This is a genomic window from Shewanella sp. 1311 (assembly GCF_059338235.1).
This window is the reverse complement of record NZ_CM181686.1, coordinates 4,466,441-4,483,751: the sequence shown is the minus strand read 5'-3', so window position 1 is coordinate 4,483,751 and position 17,311 is coordinate 4,466,441. Positions and strand designations below refer to the sequence as shown.

13 protein-coding genes and 3 tRNA genes are annotated in these 17,311 nt (G+C 45.6%); 4 read left to right on the top strand and 12 right to left on the bottom strand.

Translation table 11 applies throughout. The annotated features are described in order from the left end of the window. Positions 1–172: 172 nt before the first annotated feature. The 7 genes from lon to AC5YB3_RS19620 all read right to left on the bottom strand — a co-directional run bounded on the left by lon (position 173) and on the right by AC5YB3_RS19620 (position 6,648). Complete coding sequence (gene lon / locus AC5YB3_RS19650; RefSeq protein WP_006085366.1) at positions 173–2,530, bottom strand: endopeptidase La; 2,358 nt, start codon at positions 2,528–2,530, stop codon at positions 173–175. Between the two features lie 132 nt (positions 2,531–2,662). After that, positions 2,663–3,943: an ATP-dependent protease ATP-binding subunit ClpX gene (gene clpX / locus AC5YB3_RS19645; protein ID WP_006081125.1), complete on the bottom strand. Its 1,281-nt coding sequence runs from the start codon at positions 3,941–3,943 to the stop codon at positions 2,663–2,665. Between the two features lie 84 nt (positions 3,944–4,027). Then, on the bottom strand, positions 4,028–4,636 hold the full coding sequence (clpP, locus tag AC5YB3_RS19640) for an ATP-dependent Clp endopeptidase proteolytic subunit ClpP (protein ID WP_006081124.1): 609 nt from the start codon (positions 4,634–4,636) through the stop codon (positions 4,028–4,030). 89 nt (positions 4,637–4,725) lie between these two features. Beyond that, positions 4,726–6,030 (bottom strand): trigger factor, encoded by a 1,305-nt coding sequence (tig, locus tag AC5YB3_RS19635; protein WP_494525997.1) that lies wholly within the window; start codon positions 6,028–6,030, stop codon positions 4,726–4,728. A gap of 262 nt (positions 6,031–6,292) precedes the next feature. Further along, positions 6,293–6,368: transfer RNA gene (locus tag AC5YB3_RS19630), tRNA-His, on the bottom strand. A 9-nt stretch (positions 6,369–6,377) separates the two neighbouring features. Next, a tRNA-Arg gene (locus AC5YB3_RS19625) sits at positions 6,378–6,454 on the bottom strand. Between the two features lie 117 nt (positions 6,455–6,571). Next, positions 6,572–6,648 (bottom strand) — tRNA-Pro (locus AC5YB3_RS19620). Positions 6,649–7,009: 361 nt separating this feature from the next. Here AC5YB3_RS19620 and folD point away from each other — a divergent pair. Continuing rightward, a complete protein-coding gene (gene folD / locus AC5YB3_RS19615; RefSeq protein ID WP_494525996.1) occupies positions 7,010–7,864 on the top strand; it encodes a bifunctional methylenetetrahydrofolate dehydrogenase/methenyltetrahydrofolate cyclohydrolase FolD in 855 nt (284 codons plus the stop codon). A 192-nt stretch (positions 7,865–8,056) separates the two neighbouring features. Here folD and cysS read toward each other — a convergent pair whose 3' ends face one another. Next, on the bottom strand, positions 8,057–9,436 hold the full coding sequence (gene cysS / locus AC5YB3_RS19610; RefSeq protein ID WP_006081121.1) for a cysteine--tRNA ligase: 1,380 nt from the start codon (positions 9,434–9,436) through the stop codon (positions 8,057–8,059). Between the two features lie 140 nt (positions 9,437–9,576). Here cysS and AC5YB3_RS19605 point away from each other — a divergent pair, with 140 nt between their 5' ends. Both AC5YB3_RS19605 and AC5YB3_RS19600 read left to right on the top strand, forming a co-directional pair. Next, complete coding sequence (locus tag AC5YB3_RS19605) at positions 9,577–10,071, top strand: peptidylprolyl isomerase (RefSeq protein WP_006081120.1); 495 nt, start codon at positions 9,577–9,579, stop codon at positions 10,069–10,071. Positions 10,072–10,080: 9 nt separating this feature from the next. Continuing rightward, complete coding sequence (locus tag AC5YB3_RS19600; protein ID WP_494525995.1) at positions 10,081–10,803, top strand: UDP-2,3-diacylglucosamine diphosphatase; 723 nt, start codon at positions 10,081–10,083, stop codon at positions 10,801–10,803. 126 nt (positions 10,804–10,929) lie between these two features. Here AC5YB3_RS19600 and miaE read toward each other — a convergent pair whose 3' ends face one another. Beyond that, positions 10,930–11,700 carry a tRNA isopentenyl-2-thiomethyl-A-37 hydroxylase MiaE gene (gene miaE / locus AC5YB3_RS19595; protein ID WP_012588031.1) on the bottom strand — a complete coding sequence of 257 codons (771 nt, stop codon included), beginning with the start codon at positions 11,698–11,700 and terminating at the stop codon, positions 10,930–10,932. 283 nt (positions 11,701–11,983) lie between these two features. On the opposite strand from miaE, the gene AC5YB3_RS19590 reads away from it, so the two are divergent. Further along, positions 11,984–12,580 (top strand): Yip1 family protein, encoded by a 597-nt coding sequence (locus tag AC5YB3_RS19590; RefSeq protein ID WP_006081117.1) that lies wholly within the window; start codon positions 11,984–11,986, stop codon positions 12,578–12,580. Between the two features lie 196 nt (positions 12,581–12,776). Here AC5YB3_RS19590 and glnS read toward each other — a convergent pair whose 3' ends face one another. From glnS to AC5YB3_RS19575, 3 genes are all read right to left on the bottom strand, one after another. After that, positions 12,777–14,447: a glutamine--tRNA ligase gene (gene glnS / locus AC5YB3_RS19585; protein ID WP_494525994.1), complete on the bottom strand. Its 1,671-nt coding sequence runs from the start codon at positions 14,445–14,447 to the stop codon at positions 12,777–12,779. A 215-nt stretch (positions 14,448–14,662) separates the two neighbouring features. Then, positions 14,663–16,957, bottom strand: a complete 2,295-nt coding sequence (gene feoB, locus AC5YB3_RS19580) for a Fe(2+) transporter permease subunit FeoB (RefSeq protein ID WP_494525993.1) — start codon at positions 16,955–16,957, stop codon at positions 14,663–14,665. Beyond that, positions 16,950–17,189, bottom strand: a complete 240-nt coding sequence (locus AC5YB3_RS19575; RefSeq protein ID WP_006081114.1) for a FeoA family protein — start codon at positions 17,187–17,189, stop codon at positions 16,950–16,952. The genes feoB and AC5YB3_RS19575 overlap by 8 nt, the downstream gene beginning before the upstream one ends. Positions 17,190–17,311 lie beyond the last annotated feature (122 nt).

Below are 17,311 nucleotides of genomic sequence, written 5' to 3'. Positions count from 1 at the left end.
CAAAGTTCAAGCTGAGTTCGAAAACCAAAGAAATAAAACTGGATACAGCTCAAAGCCAGTTGCGCCAAGGGCTTGGAGCAGCTGGCTCTCCACAGACCTAGGCTACCACAGGTCTACGCTTTGTTAAGCCCCTTTTTTCATTTTTTTTAACGTGATAGCGCAATTTCTTGCGTTATGCCAAGTTTTTAACCACTTCGAAGCCTTCAACCGGTCTTTCTAGGGCCAGTTTTAACACTTCATCGACCCAACGCACGGGACGAATTTCTAAATCGGCAATCACATTGGCAGGAATTTCTTCCAGATCACGCTCGTTTTCTTTTGGAATAAGCACCAATTTTATGCCGCCGCGGTGTGCTGCCAGCAGTTTTTCTTTTAAACCACCGATAGGTAACACTTCACCACGTAAGGTTATTTCACCTGTCATGGCCACGTCGCTACGCACTGGGTTACCCGTTAAGCTGGATACTAAAGCGGTACACATAGCCGCACCGGCTGATGGACCATCTTTTGGCGTTGCACCTTCGGGCACATGCACATGAATATCACGTTTCTCGTAGAAATCCGCATTGATGCCTAATTGTTCCGCACGGGCGCGAACAACGGTCATCGCCGCTTGAATCGACTCTTGCATCACGTCGCCAAGGGAACCGGTATAAGTTAATTTACCTTTACCAGGCACCGATGTTGCTTCAATCGTTAGCAGATCACCGCCTACTTGTGTCCACGCTAAGCCTGTCACTTGACCGATTTGGTTCTTCGACTCGGCTTTACCGTAATCGAAGCGCTGCACGCCAAGGAATGACTTAAGGTTATCTTGATTCACAGTGACAGATTTAACTGATTTATCGAGCAAAATCATTTTCACGACTTTACGGCAAATCTTAGACAATTCACGCTCAAGCGAACGCACGCCCGCTTCACGGGTGTAATAGCGGATAATGCCAACGATAGCGCTATCCTCTACTTTAATTTCAGCCGCTTTTAAGCCGTTGCGCTCAATTTGCTTATTCAGCAAATGTTGCTTCGCAATATTCAGCTTCTCGTCTTCGGTGTAACCCGACAAACGGATCACTTCCATACGGTCCAGTAGTGGACCAGGAATGTCCATAGAGTTAGACGTTGCCACAAACATCACATCGGATAAGTCGTAATCGACTTCGAGGTAATGATCGTTAAAGGTCGCATTTTGCTCAGGATCTAACACTTCTAATAAAGCAGAAGCCGGATCGCCGCGCATGTCTGAACTCATCTTGTCGATTTCATCGAGCAAGAATAATGGGTTTTTCACGCCCACCTTAGCCATTTTTTGAATGACTTTACCAGGCATAGAACCAATATAGGTACGGCGATGACCACGGATTTCCGCTTCATCACGCACGCCGCCTAAGGCAACACGCACATACTTACGACCGGTCGCCTTAGCGATCGATTGACCCAAGGAGGTTTTACCCACACCTGGAGGTCCAACGAGACACAGGATTGGCCCTTTAAGCTGACGCACTCGGCTTTGGACTGCCAAATATTCCAAGATACGTTCTTTAACTTTTTCCAGACCGAAATGATCGGTATCGAGCACTTCTTGGGCTTTTGCTAAATCACGTTTGATTTTAGAGCGTTGGCTCCAAGGCACTGACGTCATCCAATCCACATAGCTGCGCACAACTGTGGCTTCTGCCGACATAGGTGACATCATACGTAGCTTGTTAAGCTCAGCGAGGGCTTTTTCTTTCGCCTCGGCGGGCATGTTAGCCTCTTCAATCTTACGATTTAAGGCTTCAAACTCGTCATGGCCTTCGTCTAAGTCACCCAGTTCTTTCTGGATGGCTTTCATCTGTTCGTTCAGATAGTACTCACGCTGACTTTTTTCCATCTGTTTTTTAACGCGGGTACGGATACGTTTCTCAACCTGCAATAGGTCGATCTCCGATTCCATCATCGCCATTAAATATTCCAGACGCTCGCCAACGTTGATCATCTCAAGCACAGATTGCTTATCTTCAAGCTTAAGTGGCATGTGTGCGGCCATAGTATCTGCCAGACGCGCCGCTTCATCGATACCCGATAAAGAGGTCAATACTTCTGGCGGGATCTTTTTGTTCAGCTTGATATAACCTTCAAACTGACCAATAGCACTGCGCACTAACACTTCTTCTTCTTTGTCTTCCAGCGGTTCTGATTCCAGATACTCAGCCTTAGCCACAAAGAATTCTGTTTCTTGAGTGTAACGGGTAATACGGGCGCGACGACCACCTTCTACCAACACTTTGACTGTGCCGTCTGGCAGCTTAAGTAACTGTAAAATAGAGGCAACCGTACCCACTTCGAAGATGTCATCTTTTGATGGTTCATCGAGTTCGGCATCACGCTGCGCCACTAAAATAATTTGCTTATCCTGCGCCATTGCGGTTTCGAGACATCGAATAGATTTTTCTCGTCCGACAAATAACGGAATTACCATATGGGGATAGACCACCACATCTCGCAGTGGCAGCACGGGGAGTTCGATATGCGCTTCACGCTCTTGGGTCATAGTTCGATTCCGTTTTGGTGAAATGGATTAATACTGGAGTATATTGGGACGCTTTATTGAGTTTCAATGGCTAATACGAAAAAAGGAGTCCATTGGACTCCTTGTTTTTCAGTTTATTAGCAATCAGTACAATTATTGCTCGCCAGAAGCTGCTTGGGCTTCATTGTGCTCATAAATCAGGATAGGTGCAGATTCACCTTTCACGACTGATTCATCGACAACGGCCTTCACTACACCATCGACTGAAGGAATATCGTACATAGTATCCAGTAGAATACTTTCAACGATTGAGCGTAAACCACGGGCACCTGTCTTACGTGACATCGCCTTGTGTGCTATCGCTTTAAGTGCATCTTCGCGGAACTCAAGCTCGACGCCTTCCATCTCAAATAACGCACTGTACTGCTTAGTCAGGGCATTTTTAGGTTGAGATAAAATTTGCACTAGGGCTTCTTCATCCAGCTCAGTGAGAGTCGCAACCACAGGTAGACGGCCGATAAACTCAGGAATTAAGCCATATTTGACCAAATCGCCAGGTTCAACTTGAGTTAAGGTTTCAGAAATCGTCGCCTTCTCTTTTTCGCCTTTTACCTGAGCACCGAAACCAATACCCGAACCGACGTGTGCACGTTGCTCAATCACTTTCTCAAGCCCTGCAAACGCACCGCCACAGATAAACAGGATCTTAGAAGTATCGACTTGTAAGAATTCTTGCTGTGGATGCTTACGGCCACCTTGGGGTGGAACCGCGGCAACAGTACCTTCAATCAGCTTAAGCAGCGCTTGCTGCACGCCCTCACCCGATACGTCACGGGTGATCGATGGATTGTCTGACTTACGGCTAATTTTATCGATTTCATCGATATACACGATACCACGCTGCGCTTTCTCTACATCGTAGTCGCACTTTTGCAGCAACTTTTGAATGATGTTTTCAACGTCTTCACCCACATAACCCGCTTCAGTCAGTGTCGTGGCATCGGCCATAGTGAAAGGTACATTGAGTGAGCGCGCAAGGGTTTCAGCCAACAGCGTCTTACCACTACCCGTTGGACCGATAAGTAAAATGTTACTCTTACCCAGCTCGATACCATCTTTAGGCGACGCATTTTTCAAACGCTTATAGTGGTTATACACTGCCACAGACAGCACTTTCTTTGCTCTGTCTTGGCCAATCACATAATCGTCTAAATGTGCACGCAACTCATGTGGTGTCGGTAACTTATCGCTATCGCGCTTTGGAGAGATTTCTTTAATCTCTTCACGAATGATGTCGTTACATAACTCAACACATTCGTCGCATACATACACTGATGGGCCAGCAATGAGTTTTCTGACTTCATGCTGGCTCTTTCCGCAAAAAGAGCAGTACAGCAATTTACCGCTGTCACCATTATTTTTGTTGTCGCCCATTAATTACCTCATTTGCAGTCTGCTCTACTGCCTGTCTTAAATTTGCTTAACCTTTACAGAGCATAGCTCAGTCAAAAGCAAAAATCAGCCGCGTTTCGTCATCACAGAGTCAACTAAGCCATATTCGACGGCTTGAGTCGCACTCATAAAGTTGTCACGATCGGTATCGCGTTCAACGACTTCGAGCGGTTGGCCAGTGTGCTCGGCTAACATTTGGTTAAGCTTATTCTTAATGCCTAAGATTTCTTTGGCATGGATAGCGATGTCAGAAGCTTGACCTTGAAAACCACCCAGTGGTTGATGGATCATCACGCGAGAGTTTGGTAAACAGTGACGCTTGCCCTTCTCACCACCGGCTAATAAGAATGCACCCATGCTAGCCGCTTGACCGATACACACAGTGCTAACATTTGGTTTGATGAACTGCATAGTATCATAAATCGCCATGCCTGCCGTGACAGAGCCACCTGGAGAGTTTATGTATAAAAAGATATCTTTATCTGGGCTTTCTGATTCTAAGAATAATAATTGCGCCACGATAAGGTTTGCCATGTGTTCTTCAACTTGACCGACCAAAAAGATAATCCGCTCTTTCAACAAACGAGAATAAATATCGTATGAGCGTTCACCCTTAGCAGTCTGTTCGATCACCATAGGCACTAAAGCACTTTGTATGTCTGACGCATTATGCATTATTCACTTCCCTAAATAAAAATGGCTCGCATGAGGAGCCTCATACGAGCCATTATAAATGGCGAACAGCTAATCAAGTCAAGCTTAGCTTATGCGCGACCAGTAGCCTTGTTCATAAATTCTTCAAAAGCGACTTCTTTTTCGGTCACTTTGGCAGATTTCAACAGTGCTTCAACCGCTTGCTCTTCTAAAGCAACGTTGCGCATGTTTTGCATCAGCTCTTTGTTGCTGTTGTAATAAGCAACCACTTCACTTGGATCTTCGTAGGCAGAAGCCATAGAAGCGATCAAACCTTGTACGCGTTCGTCTTCTGCTTTCAGTTCGTTAGTCTTGATGACTTCGCCTAATAACAGACCGATTTTAACGCGACGTGCAGCTTGTTCAGTGAACAATTCAGCTGGCAGTTCAGGCATGTTTGCCGTTTGATTGCCAAAACGTTGCATTGCTTGTTGACGCAGTACGTTAACTTCGCCATCAATCAGTGCTTTTGGCAAAGTGATGTCGTTGTTCGCTAACAGACCGTTGATCACTTGCTCTTTCACGTTAGCTTTTAACGCTTGCTCAAGTTCACGGTTCATATTTTTACGGATTTCAGCTTTAAGGGCTTCTAAGCCACCTTCGCTGATACCGAACAGAGCAGCAAACTCATCGTTTACTTCTGGCAGGTTAGCGGCTTGAACTTCAGTCAGCGTAATCGCGAACTTAGCGGCTTTACCTTTCAGGTTTTCAGCGTGATATTCTTCTGGGAAGTTCACGTCGATAACAAATTCTTCACCCGCTTTGTGACCTAAAATACCCGCTTCAAAACCAGGGATCATACGGCCGCTGCCTAATTGCAGTTCGAAATCGTCAGCTTTGCCGCCTTCAAATTCTTCACCATCAACTGAGCCAACAAAGTTCATTTTCACTTTGTCGCCATCGGCAGCTTCACGTTCAACAGCAGCGAAAGTTGCGTGTTGTTTACGTAGCGTTTCAATCATAGTGTCAACGTCAGCGTCAGTCACTTCAGCTTTTGGTTGTTCTACTTCGATTGCATCTAAGCCTTTCAGCTCAACTTCTGGATAGATTTCAAAGGTAGCGATAAATTCGAACTTTTCGCCATCAGTTGAACCAGGAACAAAAGTCGGTGCACCGGCTGGGTTTAACTTCTCAGCAATAATTGCTTCGATGAAGTTACGTTGCATCACTTCACCCATGATGTCTTGACGAATCGCTGCGCCGTAACGTTTGTTAATCACAGTAATAGGCACTTTACCAGGACGGAAACCTGGGATACGAGCACGCTTAGCTTCACGTTGTAAACTGTCTTTAACCAGCTTTTCAATTTGTTCAGTAGGAACAGAAATGGTCAGGCGACGCTCTAGGCCTTGGGTTGCTTCAACAGAAACTTGCATTGTTTTACCTCGAAATTTGTCTAACGTCCTTTGTAATAGCCGATTCATCAACTATTCAGGTATTCGTTTCTTGATCATTAAATTTGACTACAATGCCCACCACTACTGGCTTTAGGCACAGGTCGCTCATAGTTGATATCTATCAAGACGCGACATTATAGCCACCGTTTTCTGCAGAGTCGAGCCTCAACAGCCGAATCTGGGGTATAAAAAAAGCGACACAAGGTCGCTTTTTTTAATTTGTACTCAAAGTACTAAAAAATGGGGTGACTGATGGGGCTCGAACCCACGACAACCGGAATCACAATCCGGGACTCTACCAACTGAGCTACAATCACCACTGAAACTGGTACGCCCGGCAGGATTCGAACCTGCGACCACCCGCTTAGAAGGCGGGTGCTCTATCCAACTGAGCTACGGGCGCATGGTTTACAGAACTTTCTGTATCCTAACCGATTTTGGAAAGCACTTAGCTAACCCTACCATTCGCTTATTTGAGTTCAAATTATCTTTAAATTCATTGAAGCAAACAATAATAAAGTGGTCGGTGATAGAGGATTCGAACCTCTGACCCTCTGGTCCCAAACCAGATGCGCTACCGGGCTGCGCTAATCACCGAAGGTCTTACATTTTTTGGTATCAACTCAGAGGGTTTCCTCTGGTCCGCTCTCATCAAAAAACTAGATGGACTACCGGACGCGCTAATCACCGAAGGTCTTACATAACATTTTCAGTGCTAGATGAATACATCTGCCTGAGAACGGAGCGCATCTTATCCCCTCACTTTACAACCGTCAACGATTTTTTTATTGATTGACTCTAGGTGCTGAATTATCAGGCTAATCCGGTTTTTTTTATCCATTTGGCGACGGCTTTAACCATGACACAGTAGCTGTGCCCTGTTAAAATAGCCGCGATTGCCAATCTCTGTGTTAACTACTGTTTTAACCATCGCCCATATAAAGGATATCCTACACCCATGACAGCCCAAATAATCGACGGCAAGGCGATTGCTCAATCCATCCGCACTAAGCTCAGCGAAAAAGTCACCGCCCGCAAAGAGGCTGGACAGCGCATTCCGGGTTTAGCCGTAGTATTAGTGGGAGCCGATCCGGCATCACAGGTTTATGTTGGAAGCAAACGTAAGGCCTGTGAAGAAGTTGGATTTATTTCTCATTCATACGATTTAGAAACAAGTTGCAGTGAAGATGAGTTGCTGAACCTTATTGATAGTCTGAATGATGATCCGACCATCGATGGCATTTTAGTGCAACTGCCACTACCCGCCCATATCGAAGATTCAAAAGTCATCGAACGTATTCGCCCAGATAAAGATGTCGATGGATTTCACCCGTACAACGTTGGCCGTTTAGCCCAGCGTATTCCTGTGCTGCGCTCTTGCACGCCGATGGGCATAATGACACTCATCAAATCCACCGGCGTTGATACCTATGGTTTAGATGCTGTCGTGGTTGGTGCGTCTAATATTGTCGGTCGTCCTATGACGTTAGAATTACTGTTGGCGGGTTGCACTACGACCACTTGCCACCGTTTCACTAAGAATCTTGAGCAAAAAATTCGTATCGCAGATCTCGTGGTTGTCGCAGTCGGTAAACCCGGCTTCATTCCTGGTGAGTGGATCAAGCCCGGCGCTATCGTCATTGACGTAGGCATTAACCGTTTAGATAACGGCACCTTAGTCGGCGATGTGCAATATGACGTTGCGGCGCAAAATGCCAGCTTTATCACTCCAGTCCCCGGCGGTGTTGGTCCGATGACGATTGCGAGTCTATTGGAAAACACCTTATACGCTGCTGAGCAATATCACGACTAAGTTCTAAGTTCTAAGTTCTAAGTTCTAAGTTCTAAGTTCTAAGTTCTAAGTTCTAAGTTCTAAGTTCTAAGTTCTAAGTTCTAAGTTCTAAGTTCTAAGTTCTAAGTTCTGCAAGCATAAAAAAACCTGCATGATGCAGGTTTTTTTATGGCTGAAGATTTCATCTAGATGAGAGAAAACAACTAACTAAGCTTATTTCTTACGCCAAGTGGTACCACTTGGGCCATCTTCGAGCTCAACGCCTAACTCATTCAAACGGTTACGCGCCACATCCGCAGCAGCCCAGTCCTTTTCAGTACGAGCACGGTTACGTTCAACGATTAAAGCTTCGATTTCAGCCACTTCATCGTCACTACCGCCGCCTTGGAAGAAAGCTTCAGGCTCTTGGCTTAATAAGCCTAAAACATCCGCTAATTGCTTCAAGGTGACTGCTAATGCCGATGCCTGTGCCATATCGGTCAGTTTTAAACGATTGATCTCACGCACCATGTCAAACAGGACTGAGTAGGCTTCAGGTGTATTAAAGTCATCATCCATCGCCGCTTTAAATTTCGCGACAAACTCTTCTGCTGGCGCCGCAGCGACAGTCAAGTCGACATCTTTAATAGCCGTATACAAACGTTCTAAAGCTGAACGAGCTTGTTTCAAGTTATCTTCTGAATAGTTCAGTTGGCTACGGTAATGGCCAGATAACAGGAAATAACGCACAGTTTCAGCATCATAGTGACCAAGTACATCGCGAATAGTGAAGAAGTTGCCTAACGACTTAGACATTTTTTCACGGTCAACCATCACCATGCCAGTGTGCATCCAATAGTTCACGTATGGCGTGTCATGGGCACAGCAAGACTGGGCAATTTCGTTCTCATGGTGCGGGAACTGTAAATCAGAGCCGCCGCCATGAATATCAAAATGCAGACCTAGATGTTTGCTGTTCATGGCAGAACATTCGATATGCCAGCCAGGACGACCCGGTCCCCATGGTGATTCCCACGTCGGTTCGCCAGGTTTAGACATTTTCCACAACACAAAATCCATTGGATTTTGTTTGGTTTCGTCCACTTCTACCCGAGCACCGGCTTGCAGTTGATCTAAATTCTGGCCTGATAAACGGCCGTAATCAGGATAGGAAGCCACGCTGAAAAGCACATCACCATCGCTCGCCACATAGGCATGGCCACGGGCGAGTAATAACTCAACCATGTCGATGATTTCGGCAATATGCAGGGTTGCGCGCGGTTCAAAGTCGGGGCGCAACATATTTAAGGCATCGAAGTCTTGATGCATTTCACCGATCAAACGCTCGGTTAAGGCTTCACAGCTTTCGTTATTCTCGTTAGCGCGCTTGATGATTTTGTCATCAACATCGGTGATATTGCGCTGAAAATTCACTTCATAACCCGCGTAACGCAGGTAGCGCACTATCATGTCAAAGGAAACAAAAGTACGGCCATGACCAATATGACAGAGATCGTATATGGTCACACCACACACGTACATCCCGATTTTTCCGGGAGTAATCGGCTTAAATTCCTGTTTTTGGCGGGTAATACTGTTGTAAATCTTCAACATCGATATTCTCTTCAATGATACATTCAGGTGTAAAATCAAGGAGTCAGTCTACCACGGCCTGACAGGTTTTGAATACTGCACTTTGCGCGCAATCCGAGATAAGTTAGAATCGCGCCACTATTTACAGAGAGTATGAAAACATGATCACAATACACACCAATTTGGGCGACATTAAACTGCAACTGAACGCTGAAAAAGCGCCGTTAACAGTAGCAAACTTTATGAAATATGTTGACGAAGGTTTCTTCGACGGCACTATCTTCCACCGTGTGATTGACGGTTTCATGATCCAAGGTGGTGGCTTCAACGAAGACATGAGCCAAAAACGTTGTAACGAGCCAGTGAAAAACGAAGCCAATAACGGTTTATCAAATCGTACTGGTACTGTTGCTATGGCACGTACTTCTGATCCACATTCAGCCACTGCACAGTTCTTCATTAACGTGAACGACAACACTTTCCTCGATTTTAAATCAGAAACCTCACAGGGCTGGGGCTACTGCGTATTCGGCGAAATCGTTGAAGGCATGGACATTATCGAAAAAATCAAAGCTGTTAGCACTGGCAACCGTGGCATGCATCAAGATGTGCCATTAGAAGCCATTGTGATTGAAAAAGTCAGCGTTGCGGCATAATCCCTGCGGATGCGAACTTTATTTATAGGCGATCTGCACCTGAGTGCAGATCGTCTTGATATCACCCAAGCGTTCACTCGCTTCCTCGACACTGAGCTCGATGATGCCGACGCCCTCTATATCTTAGGTGATTTGTTTGAAGTCTGGGTTGGCGATGATATTGCCTTGCCTTTTGCCCTCGAACTCGCCGAAAAACTCAAGCAAGTATCACAAAAGCTGCCGGTGTATTTCATCCACGGCAACCGTGACTTTATGTTAGGCAAGCAGTATGCGCGCGCCGCAGGAATGCAAATCTTACCCGAAGTGACGTGCCTGAATTTATACGGCATAGAGACGGTTATCTTACACGGCGACAGCTTGTGTACTTTAGATAAAGCCTATCAACGCTTTCGAAAACTGCGCAGTTTGTCACTGGCGCGTTGGCTATATGGTTGTTTATCCAAGAAAACCCGTCAGGGCATTGCCGATAAAATTCGCAGCAATAGCAAAAGCAGCAATCAGAAAAAAAGCTATACCATCATGGATGTGGAGCCCAATGCGGTCGATGCGTTATTTGCCAAGACCCACACCAAACATATGATCCACGGTCATACCCATAGACCCGCCATTCATCAACTTGCTAATGACTGTCAACGTATTGTGGTTGGCGATTGGTATGAGCAAGGCAGTGTGCTGAGTGTGAGCGCCGAAGGGATTAACTTACAGTCCTTACCCTTCGAGCATACAACTTAAGTTAGCTTGCTTTTATTGACCTTGTTTGAGGTTAAAGACGCATTATATTAACGGTTCGAGCGAACCGTTAATCATTTTAGCTATATCGACTTAATTCATCAATTTTTAAAAAGAAGGTACTTCAAATCAATTTGCTAGCGGCGATCCACTATGGAAACGAAACTCATCATCCTGCGCCAGAATCAACTCAGCCTCTAACTCACCAAAGTACTTTACGCGCTCGCTAATATCCTCAGGTGAAACCAACTGTGCTAATGCGAGATAATCTTGATAGTGGCGGGCTTCAGAGCGCAGCAGTGACACATAAAACTTACTCAGCTCACCGTCTAAATAGGGCGCCAACTTAGCAAAACGCTCGCACGAACGCGCCTCAATATACGCCCCCACAATCAGCTTATCCCGCAGGATATCTTTCTCATGGGTCGTCACATAGCTCATCATGCCTTTGGCATAACGGCCTGCGCGAATATTACGATACTCAATGCTGCGTTTGTGCATCAATTCCAATACTTGCTCAAAATGATGAAACTCTTCTTTAATCAAGCGGATTAAAGGTGAAACCAAATTGGCGGCAAACTTAAAGTTTGGCTTAGGCATAAGTTCGGCCACCAGCTCATTCTTTTTCACATCGCGCGCCAGAAAGCTCACCACATCATGATCTTGCGAATAGATAAACTCTTCATAGGGTTTCGCCCACGCCAACAGAGCTCGGCCACTGTCTTTATCTAACGCATATTTTCGTAGCAAAAATATCGCCGTCTGGGCCGCTTTTAACTCACAGTTACAATGATCGATAAGCAACTCATCCAAGGAATCTGATTTTATCGCGACATCAATCCAAGTTTGCGGTGTTTCACAGCGAAGAAACGCGTGGATGGGGGCAAGAAGTTGCTGCATGGACTCACTCAATATCATTCTGAATATCGCGCTATTTTACGCATATTTACTCATAAGCTATAGCATTAGGCTTCAGTAAACTTGACGCGCCGAACTTTTTGTTCAATAAATAATCTACACTCTAAAGAACTGAGATCCTGATCACACAGCTTCTCACTTCTGTATGTGTCACCAATCGGCAGTTAAAGGGACAGGACACCATTTTAACCTCGATTGTGGAGCTGTTATCAGCTCGTCTGACGTTTGGCGAGCCATTCATCAATGCTGAACAAGGATAATTATAATGATATTGAATCACTTAATGGGGCTATACACTCATCCTAAACAAGAGTGGCACACAATTGAAAAAAACCATGAGGCACTAAAAAGTAGCTTAAGTCATGTGGTACTGATCGCCTTAATCCCTGCGATTTGCAGTTATATTGCTACGGCTTATATTGGCTGGAACCCAGGTGCTGGCGATCCAATTTACCTCACACCTCAAAGCGCCATGTTTATGTCGGCTGGCATGTATTTAGGCCTAATTGCGGGCGTATTCGCCCTCGCCTACTTGGCCTATTGGATGGCAAAAACCTTCGATGCAAACCCAACCTACACCCAAGCGTTAGAACTCGCGTCCTATACCGCTACGCCATTGTTCATGGTCGGTTTAGCTGCGTTGTATCCAGTGCTGTGGTTTATCATGATAGTGGGATTGATTGGTTTGGCTTACTCAGTGTACTTACTGTACGCGGGTGTGCCGATTATTATGAATATCCCTGAAGAGAAAGGCTTTATCTACGCCAGTTCCATGGTGACCGCAGGTTTAGTGCTGTTAGTGGGGCTAATGGCAACCAGCGTTATCTTATGGAGCCTAGGCTTTGGTCCTATGTATCAATAACAACTCAAATTAACTGTAACCACACCAGCCAATAGCTTTATCGCTGATTCATAAAATAAAAAAGAAGGCCTAAAGGCCTTCTTTTTTGGGTCTAATGAATGATCAGAATGACTTAGCTTAATTCAACTTAGCTTCGTTGAGTTGAACTGTTTGACTCATTCCATCAAACAAATTCAATCAAACCAATTCTATCAAATCACTCGAAAGAATCACGCAGCGCTACGGTTAAGTTAAACACGAGTTTATCAACTGATGAATCTTTGCTGTCAGCACAGAAATAACCTTCACGCTCAAACTGATAAGCTTTTTCTGCTGGTGCATTCACTAGGCTTGCTTCAGCAAAACCGTGCACAACCACTAATGATTCAGGGTTTAATACTTCGTCCACAGTCTCAGCCGCAGCTGGGTTAGGATCGGTAAATAAACGCTGATATAAACGGAATTCAGCAGGCTTGGCAGTAGATGCCTCAACCCAGTGGATCACGCCTTTGACTTTACGGCCATCTGCAGGGTTTTTACCTAAGGTTTCAGGATCATAAGTGCAGTAAACCGTCGTGATATTGCCTTCGCTGTCTTTGTCACAACGCTCAGCTTTAATCACATAGGCATTGCGTAAACGTACTTCTTTGCCTGTCACAAGGCGTTTGTATTGTTTGTTGGCTTCTTCTCTAAAGTCAGCCACATCAATCAATATTTCACGGCCAAAGGCTAATTCACGCGTCCCCATGCTCTCATCATTTGGATGAGCGGCCGCTTGAATGTACTCAAGTTCACCTTCAGCATAGTTTTCGATGATCACTTTCAATGGACGTAATACAGCCATCGCACGCGGTGCATGTTCGTTCAATTCTTCACGAATACACGCATCTAACATGCCGACTTCAATCATATTCTCTTGCTTAGTCACGCCGATACGTTGGCAAAACTCGCGAATTGACGCAGGCGTATAACCACGGCGACGTAGACCAGCAATCGTAGGCATACGTGGGTCGTCCCAACCTGACACTAATTTACGAGTCACAAGGTCGTTTAGCTTGCGCTTAGACATCAAGGTATATTCAAGATTTAAGCGTGAAAACTCGTATTGACGAGTACGATTCGGCGCTTGAAAATCGTTCAAATTATCCAACACCCAGTCGTATAAACGACGGTTGTCTTGGAACTCTAAAGTACATAAAGAGTGGGTAATCTGTTCTAACGCATCAGAAATACAGTGGGTAAAGTCGTACATTGGGTAAATGCACCACTTGTCACCCGTTTGGTGATGATGGGCAAAACGAATACGGTAGATAATAGGATCGCGCATACACATGAATGGCGACGCCATATCAATTTTGGCACGCAGTGCACACTCACCTTCTTTAAAACCACCGTCGCGCATCTTAGCGAATAAGGCGAGGTTCTCTTCGACTGATGTGTCGCGGAAAGGACTGTTTTTACCTGGCTCTTTTAACGTGCCGCGGTATTCGCGGGTTTCATCAGCATTCAAGAAACACACATAAGCCAAACCTTTATTGATCAGTTCAACCGCATATTGGTGTAACTGATCAAAATAGTTTGATGAATAGCGCACGTCGCCATCCCACTGGAATCCAAGCCAACGCACATCCGCCTGAATAGAATTTACATAATCAATGTCTTCTTTTTCAGGATTAGTATCGTCAAAACGTAAATTACACAGACCGTTATAGTCTCGCGCTATCCCAAAATTTAAGCAGATAGATTTAGCATGACCAATATGAAGATAGCCATTGGGTTCCGGCGGGAAACGAGTCTGTACACTCGTGTGCTTACCGCTTTGTAAATCTTCATCTATGATATTACGAATAAAGTTACTCGGACGTACTTCAGTGTCCACATGACTCATGGAATTCCTCTTTGCGAACAATGGCAATTTTAAGAAAACCAGCATGATCCTACAGATCACTACTAGTTACAATGCCTAGTGCTAAAAACTATGGTTTTTGACCGGCGGGGTTATAGTCGCGATAGTAAAACAATAAAAGCAGCCATGAAAGCTGCTTTTATCTTTGACCTAACTAAGCTGACATTTATTACTCAGTCATGCTGACTCAGTAAATCTTACTCGGTAATGATGCGGATCCCCGGAATGATCTGCTGGGTTCTTCTGCCCTTACGTTTCAGCCATTGATAAAAGGCCACTAACGCAAAGAGGAAGAAACCAATCCACAGACTCGATTGCACAGGATGCTGCGTAAAAGTTGCCGCTTGATAGACCACCGTCGCTGAACCATAGGCCAGTGAGAAAGTCCACGTTGCCGCAAATGTCGCCCAACGAGAGCCAAACTCATGCACTAAGGCGCCCATCGCCGCAACACAAGGGGTATACAGCAAGATAAACAACAAGTAAGAGAACGCCGCAATTTTACCACTGAAACCAGCTTGCAGAGCACCGAAGGTCGATGTTGCCACGCCTTGCTCTTCCGCTATCGCTTCTTGATTGGTTAGATCACCGACTGACAGTTTTAGCGGATCTTCAAGATCTAACCCAAACAAGTTTGCTGGAATCGTCGCTAGAGCCGCATTAAAGCTCTCACTCAAGGGTGTCAGCTCTTCATCAGCGGGCGCTGCACTGCTGTACAAACTATTTAAAGTACCGACCACGGCTTCTTTGGCAAAAATACCTGTGATAATACCAACCGTTGCTGGCCAGTTATCCTGCTCTATGCCCATAGGCGAGAAGATTGGCGTGATTTTTTGGCTCGCAACACTCAGCAAAGATGCTTGGCTATCTTCATGGCCGAAGGTGCCATCAACACCAATAGCATTGATAAAGTTTAATAACGTCACCACCAGCACAATGGTTTTACCCGCACCTAAAATAAAGCTCTTAGTGCGTTTGCCTGTGCGGACCATAACAGCTTTAAATTTTGGCATCTCATAGCTTGGCAGTTCCATCACCACAGCACTGCTGGTGCCGGGCAACAGGGTGCTTCTGAGTAATAAACCCGTACCGATAGCGGCAAAGATACCAATAACGTAAAGCAAGAAGACTAAATTCTGTCCAGAATCGGGAAAGAAAGCCGCGGCAAATAACGCATACACTGGCAAACGTGCACCGCAAGACATAAATGGCGCCATCATACCCGTGACAATACGCTCACGTTCACTGCCTAAGGTGCGCGTCGCCATAATCGCCGGCACAGAACAACCAAAGCCGACAATCATAGGCACGAAAGCTTTACCGGGCAGACCGATACGGCGCATTAACCCATCAACTACAAATGCAGCGCGGGCCATGTAGCCAGAGCTTTCAAGGACTGACAAACCGAGGAATAAAGCAGCGATCACCGGAATAAACGTGGTCACGGTTTGAATACCTTGGCCAACACCACCAGCGAGAATAGTGACCAACCAAGCCGGAGAGCCCACGTTCGTCAAAAATGCGCCAAAGTGGTCGACAAACAACGCACCCGCAAATACATCGAAGAAATCGATAAAAGCACTGCCAATGTTGATGCTGAACATAAACATCAAATACATCACAAACAAGAACACAGGAATGCCAAGCACCGGATGCAATACGAGTTTATCTAATTTGTCACTGAGGGTGAGGAATCCCGACTCTTTCACTGAACCTTGAAACACTTTCTCAACGAAATTAAAGCGCGTGGTAGCCACCATCACTTCAATATCATGGCCTTGCGAAGAGATAATCTGGGTACAGGTATTCACTTCATCCTGCAGCTCAGCATTCTGACAGCTGCCACAACCTGAACCATTGCCTAACATAGCCAAGGCGCGGCCACGGCTTAATTGCGCGTCTTTGCTGCAAAGTAACTGCACGCCCGCTTCAATTTGTTCATCATAATGCAGCATCAATGGCGCTTCAGAGACTCGGCCTTGCAGTAAATCGAGTACCTGCGCCTGCACTTTTTCCACATCGGCAGGATCGCGAGAGCACACCCCAATCACGGGGCAGCCCAGCTCTTTGCTCATTTTCTTTAAATCGACTTTGATACCGCGTTTGACTGCAGAATCGATTTTGTTCAACACCACCACCATAGGGATCGCGAGTTCACGCAATTGGGCAGTGAGATATAAGTGACGTTCGATGTTAGTGGCATCGACTAAATTGATAATGCCATCGACACGTTGCTCGGCGAGATATTGCTGCGCAATTTGCTCATCGAGTGAACAATCGCAACTATTGCCCGCAGGCAGAAGATCGTAAATACCGGGTAAATCGGTCAGATAGACATCGGCACCGTTTAAGGTGAAATGACCAGTCTTTTTCTCGACCGTCACACCAGACCAGTTACCGACTTGTTGATTCGCGCCGGTTAGCGCGTTAAAGAGCGTCGATTTACCCGCATTCGGGTTACCGACTGTGACGCAATGAAACTGCTTAGTCATTCGCCTTTTCCACCTCAATGATGTCTGCCAAATCTCTGCGCATACAAAGTTTACTACCACGAATATCCAGTTCGAGACCAGAGCCCATAGGTGCGTATCGGATCAATGAAAAACGCGTATTCGGCGTGATCCCCATGGACAACAACTTACGCTTCACGGTTTGTGGTAACGCTAAACGTCCCACTTCAGAAATAATACCGCGATCACCGGGACTGAGTTCGCTTAACTTCATTACGTATTCCACCTTGCAACAGGTTCAGCTCGAAAAACTGCGCCCATTGTAACTGAGCTATGACCCTAATAACTTTACCTAGATCAAGATTTTTGACTGGTAACGATAATAGTTTTCAATTG

What these genes read in the sequence shown, in the direction of transcription:
- folD (WP_494525996.1), top strand. Translation starts at nt 7,010, where the DNA reads ATGACAGCCCAAATAATCGACGGCAAGGCGATTGCTCAATCCATCCGC.
- clpP (WP_006081124.1), bottom strand. Translation starts at nt 4,636, where the DNA reads ATGCATAATGCGTCAGACATACAAAGTGCTTTAGTGCCTATGGTGATC.
- glnS (WP_494525994.1), bottom strand. Translation starts at nt 14,447, where the DNA reads ATGAGTCATGTGGACACTGAAGTACGTCCGAGTAACTTTATTCGTAAT.
- AC5YB3_RS19605 (WP_006081120.1), top strand. Translation starts at nt 9,577, where the DNA reads ATGATCACAATACACACCAATTTGGGCGACATTAAACTGCAACTGAAC.
- AC5YB3_RS19575 (WP_006081114.1), bottom strand. Translation starts at nt 17,189, where the DNA reads ATGAAGTTAAGCGAACTCAGTCCCGGTGATCGCGGTATTATTTCTGAA.
- lon (WP_006085366.1), bottom strand. Translation starts at nt 2,530, where the DNA reads ATGACCCAAGAGCGTGAAGCGCATATCGAACTCCCCGTGCTGCCACTG.
- cysS (WP_006081121.1), bottom strand. Translation starts at nt 9,436, where the DNA reads ATGTTGAAGATTTACAACAGTATTACCCGCCAAAAACAGGAATTTAAG.
- miaE (WP_012588031.1), bottom strand. Translation starts at nt 11,700, where the DNA reads ATGCAGCAACTTCTTGCCCCCATCCACGCGTTTCTTCGCTGTGAAACA.
- AC5YB3_RS19600 (WP_494525995.1), top strand. Translation starts at nt 10,081, where the DNA reads ATGCGAACTTTATTTATAGGCGATCTGCACCTGAGTGCAGATCGTCTT.
- AC5YB3_RS19590 (WP_006081117.1), top strand. Translation starts at nt 11,984, where the DNA reads ATGATATTGAATCACTTAATGGGGCTATACACTCATCCTAAACAAGAG.
- tig (WP_494525997.1), bottom strand. Translation starts at nt 6,030, where the DNA reads ATGCAAGTTTCTGTTGAAGCAACCCAAGGCCTAGAGCGTCGCCTGACC.
- clpX (WP_006081125.1), bottom strand. Translation starts at nt 3,943, where the DNA reads ATGGGCGACAACAAAAATAATGGTGACAGCGGTAAATTGCTGTACTGC.
- feoB (WP_494525993.1), bottom strand. Translation starts at nt 16,957, where the DNA reads ATGACTAAGCAGTTTCATTGCGTCACAGTCGGTAACCCGAATGCGGGT.